A 399-nucleotide genomic window follows, 5' to 3' on the forward strand; every position below is an offset into this window, starting at 1 on the left:
GGAGTACCCCACCATGAGCGACAGCAGCAACAAGAGGTTCGAAAACCTCGTCGGTCCCGGCGAAAGCCTTCGCGTGATGGAGTCGCTCAAACGCGGCGCATCGCGGCGCGACATCCTGGCGATGCTGATGGCAGGCGGCATGCAGGCCACGCTCGCCGGCAGCCTCGCGGGCATGGCGGTGTCCGCCCATGCGCAAACGCCCAGGAAGGGTGGCCGAATCCGGGTGGCGGGCGCCACTGCCGCCGCCACCGACACGCTCGATCCGGCCAAGCAGTCGAACCAGACCGACTACTCGCGCTGCAACATGATCTACAACGGCCTCACGTCGCTGGACGCCAGCCTCACGCCGCAGCCCGCGCTGGCCGAATCGTTCACCACCAAGGACGCCAAGACCTGGGT

Annotated in this window: 1 pseudogene; it reads left to right on the plus strand. The window is 67.4% G+C overall.

Going from position 1 to position 399, the window contains the following annotated elements:
* Positions 1 to 13: 13 nt before the first annotated feature.
* Positions 14 to 399 (plus strand): annotated as a pseudogene (locus K6M89_RS32020) (ABC transporter substrate-binding protein); the annotation flags it as partial.

It is taken from the genome of Rhizobium croatiense (assembly GCF_019793465.1).
Taxonomy (GTDB): Bacteria; Pseudomonadota; Alphaproteobacteria; order Rhizobiales; family Rhizobiaceae; genus Rhizobium; species Rhizobium croatiense.